Origin of the sequence: Peteryoungia rhizophila (assembly GCF_004912145.1) — a bacterium.
GTDB classification, from domain to species: Bacteria; Pseudomonadota; Alphaproteobacteria; order Rhizobiales; family Rhizobiaceae; genus Allorhizobium; species Allorhizobium rhizophilum.
In genome coordinates this window covers 1-2,500 of the sequence record NZ_STGT01000013.1, presented here as the reverse complement: position 1 = coordinate 2,500, position 2,500 = coordinate 1, and the positions used below count along the sequence as shown (strand labels likewise).

Annotated in this window: 1 protein-coding gene and 2 rRNA genes (1 of these 3 cut by a window edge); 2 read left to right on the top strand and 1 reads right to left on the bottom strand. The window is 54.4% G+C overall.

What is annotated here, in order from left to right:
• Positions 1-1,832, top strand: a 23S ribosomal RNA gene (locus tag E9677_RS25025) (it extends 1,057 nt beyond the left edge of the window).
• Positions 1,833-2,068: 236 nt separating this feature from the next.
• Positions 2,069-2,183: ribosomal RNA gene (gene rrf, locus E9677_RS25020) — 5S ribosomal RNA — on the top strand.
• A 47-nt stretch (positions 2,184-2,230) separates the two neighbouring features.
• Here rrf and E9677_RS25455 read toward each other — a convergent pair.
• On the bottom strand, positions 2,231-2,500 hold a 270-nt coding region (locus tag E9677_RS25455; RefSeq protein ID WP_205910199.1), incomplete at its 5' end, for a hypothetical protein.

The following is a 2,500-nucleotide window of genomic DNA, read 5'->3' as shown; positions in this document are numbered from 1 at the left end:
TAGTCGGCAGACACACGGCGGGTGCTAACGTCCGTCGTGAAGAGGGCAACAACCCTGACCTCCAGCTAAGGTCCCCAAGTCATGGCTAAGTGGGAAAGGATGTGAGGATCCCAAAACAACCAGGATGTTGGCTTAGAAGCAGCCATCATTTAAAGAAAGCGTAACAGCTCACTGGTCTAAATAAGGGTCTTTGCGCCGAAAATGTAACGGGGCTAAAGCCATGCACCGAAGCTGAGGATATGCACGCAAGTGTATGTGGTAGCGGAGCGTTCCGTAAGTCTGTGAAGGGGTACCCGTGAGGGGCCCTGGAGATATCGGAAGTGCGAATGTTGACATGAGTAACGATAAAGGGGGTGAGAGACCCCCTCGCCGAAAGACCAAGGGTTCCTGCTTAAAGTTAATCTGAGCAGGGTTAGCCGGCCCCTAAGGCGAGGCAGAAATGCGTAGTCGATGGGAACCACGTTAATATTCGTGGGCCTGGTGGTAGTGACGGATTGCGTAACTTGTTCAGACTTATTGGATTGTCTGGGCGAGGAAGCGGTTCCAGGAAATAGCTCCACCGTATAGACCGTACCCGAAACCGACACAGGTGGTCAGGTAGAGTATACCAAGGCGCTTGAGAGAACTATGTTGAAGGAACTCGGCAAATTGCACGCGTAACTTCGGAAGAAGCGTGACCCCAAGGCACGCAAGTGTTTTGGGGTGGCACAGACCAGGGGGTAGCGACTGTTTATCAAAAACACAGGGCTCTGCGAAGTCGCAAGACGACGTATAGGGTCTGACGCCTGCCCGGTGCTGGAAGGTTAAAGGGAGAGGTGCAAGCTTTGAACTGAAGCCCCAGTAAACGGCGGCCGTAACTATAACGGTCCTAAGGTAGCGAAATTCCTTGTCGGGTAAGTTCCGACCTGCACGAATGGCGTAACGACTTCCCCGCTGTCTCCAACATAGACTCAGTGAAATTGAATTCCCCGTGAAGATGCGGGGTTCCTGCGGTCAGACGGAAAGACCCCGTGCACCTTTACTATAGCTTTACACTGGCATTCGTGTCGGCATGTGTAGGATAGGTGGTAGGCTTTGAAGCGGGGACGCCAGTTTCCGTGGAGCCATCCTTGAAATACCACCCTTATCGTCATGGATGTCTAACCGCGGTCCGTCATCCGGATCCGGGACAGTGTATGGTGGGTAGTTTGACTGGGGCGGTCGCCTCCGAAAGAGTAACGGAGGCGCGCGATGGTGGGCTCAGACCGGTCGGAAATCGGTCGTCGAGTGCAATGGCATAAGCCCGCCTGACTGCGAGACTGACAAGTCGAGCAGAGACGAAAGTCGGTCATAGTGATCCGGTGGTCCCGTGTGGAAGGGCCATCGCTCAACGGATAAAAGGTACGCCGGGGATAACAGGCTGATGACCCCCAAGAGTCCATATCGACGGGGTTGTTTGGCACCTCGATGTCGGCTCATCGCATCCTGGGGCTGGAGCAGGTCCCAAGGGTTTGGCTGTTCGCCAATTAAAGCGGTACGTGAGCTGGGTTCAGAACGTCGTGAGACAGTTCGGTCCCTATCTGCCGTGGGTGTAGGAATATTGACAGGATCTGTCCCTAGTACGAGAGGACCGGGATGGACATATCTCTGGTGGACCTGTTGTCGTGCCAACGGCATAGCAGGGTAGCTATATATGGAATGGATAACCGCTGAAGGCATCTAAGCGGGAAACCAACCTGAAAACGAGTATTCCCTATCAGGGCCGTGGAAGACTACCACGTTGATAGGACGGGTGTGGAAGCTCAGTAATGAGTGAAGCTTACCGTTACTAATAGCCCGATTGGCTTGATCGTTCTCATTGCTTATGCTCATCAGCGCGGCTAAAGCCGCGATGATGATGCTGTTCTTTTGTCCTGACGCGCTGACGCGCTGACGCGCTCCGGACGGGCCGCCAGACTGCTGGCGACGGCCTATCGGCCTGTATGGGTGGAAGCCTCTACAGTCGAGGGCAGAGAAAACCGACGTGTTCAAGACAAAGAAAACAGGCAAAAGCCTGTACCAGCTTCTCAACAACATTGCCCTTAGCCGACCTGGTGGTCATGGCGGGGTGGCCGCACCCGTTCCCATTCCGAACACGGCCGTGAAACGCCCCAGCGCCAATGGTACTTCGTCTCAAGACGCGGGAGAGTAGGTCGCTGCCAGGTCTGCTAAGCGCAATGTTGTCAGCTGAAAACGCTGAAAAACAATCTTCTCAACACACCGTCGGCCCTGCCGAAATCAAAGGGCCGCCAAAAGCGGCCCTTTTGCGTTGCAGAATACGGATAAAACAGGCGGTCTTTTGCCTAACGGTAAAAATCCGGAAAAGACGACTTTTTGCCTTCGGCAAAAGTCGGGTAGAGACGCAAACTCTCGCGAGTTTGCTCTGTAGCGGTAAATCCTGTCCGGATTTACGCTGGTAACGCGGGGTGGAGCAGCCCGGTAGCTCGTCAGGCTCATAACCTGAAGGCCGCAGGTTCAAATC